Raw genomic sequence first — 1,314 nt, 5'->3', positions numbered from 1 at the left:
CATTAGATCGTCTTTCGCTTGCAAAAGAAATTCAAAAACGTGCTGATAAGAAAGTTAAATGCTTTATTCAAGTGAAAACATCATCTGAAGAATCAAAGCAAGGATTGGCGATAGAAGAAACAATTTCTTTTATTCAAAGTTTGCAAGAATTGGATAAGATTGAAGTGGTAGGATTAATGACAATGGCTCCGTTTACAGGAGAAGAGGAAGAGATTCGTCGCTGCTTTAAGGAATTGCGCATGCTACAAACAGAGGTGCAGGAGCTAGAATTATTACATGCACCATGTAAAGAATTATCAATGGGAATGTCAAATGATTACACGATTGCAATTGAGGAAGGCGCTACATATATTCGTTTGGGAACGGTTTTAGTAGGAAAAGCGTAGGAGGAAGGAGAAAGTTATTATGAGTTGGTCAAAAGTAAAATACTTCTTTTTTGACACACCGGAAGAAAAAGAAGCAGCTCAATATAGTTATGAAAAGGAGCAAACAGACATGAAAAAGCAACAAGATCCCCCAGAACAACAAGATGTTCCGTTTGCGAAAGTGCAACCGAAGCAAAATGTAGTGAGTATTGAAACAGCGAAGCAATCTTCAAAAGTTGTTTTACTAGAACCACGTACATATTCGGAAGCGCAAGGCATTTCGGATCACTTAAAAGGTAGACGAGCTGTTGTAATTAATTTGCAAAGAATGTCTACAGATCAAGCTGTACGTATCGTTGACTTTTTAAGTGGTACTGTATACGCTATAGGCGGGGATATTCAAAAAATAGGCCCGAAAACATTTATGTGTACACCTGAAAATGTTGATATCGTTGGTGCGATTTCAGAGTTATTCGGTGAAGAAGAAGAGACAAATATAAAGAGGTGGTAATACGCCATGACAACAGTTTTAACAGTGTTACTTACTGCTATCGAGATTTACTCGTGGGCACTAATTATTTACATTCTCCTATCATGGTTTCCTGGCGCAAAGGAATCGGCTTTTGGAGATTTTCTTGCGCGTATTTGCGAACCGTATTTAGAGCCGTTTAGGAGGTTTATTCCACCATTTGGTATGATTGATATTTCTCCACTTGTTGCTATTGTTGCCTTGAAACTTGCTAGAGGTGGTTTAGTGAGTTTATTCAACTATTTTTTATAGTGTGAGGTTAAATACATGAGCATCTATGAGCATTTTAGACCTGATGAAGAGGTCTTTGTGGATAAAGTATTAGAGTGGAAACAGGCTGCTGAGTACCATCAAGTCAAGTTAACAGATTTTCTTGATCCAAGACAGCAACAAATTGTTTCTATGGTAATAGGGCAAGGA

At 37.7% G+C, this 1,314-nt stretch carries 3 protein-coding genes and 1 pseudogene; all 4 read left to right on the top strand.

Features of this window, described 5'->3' with window-relative positions; translation table 11 throughout:
* Window positions 1–386: alanine racemase (locus AC1DJR_RS30080; RefSeq protein ID WP_477004266.1), on the top strand; the 386-nt coding region annotated here is incomplete at its 5' end.
* Between the two features lie 19 nt (window positions 387–405).
* On the top strand, window positions 406–876 hold the full coding sequence (locus AC1DJR_RS30075; RefSeq protein ID WP_002014721.1) for a cell division protein SepF: 471 nt from the start codon (window positions 406–408) through the stop codon (window positions 874–876).
* A gap of 6 nt (window positions 877–882) precedes the next feature.
* A complete protein-coding gene (locus AC1DJR_RS30070; protein WP_002014720.1) occupies window positions 883–1,146 on the top strand; it encodes a YggT family protein in 264 nt (87 codons plus the stop codon).
* 15 nt (window positions 1,147–1,161) lie between these two features.
* Window positions 1,162–1,314: pseudogene (locus AC1DJR_RS30065) on the top strand (RNA-binding protein); the annotation flags it as partial.

The sequence above is a fragment of the Bacillus sp. 05T31 genome, assembly GCF_056396725.1.
Note: the sequence above shows the minus strand (reverse complement) of the source record. Positions and strands in the feature narration are given on the sequence as shown.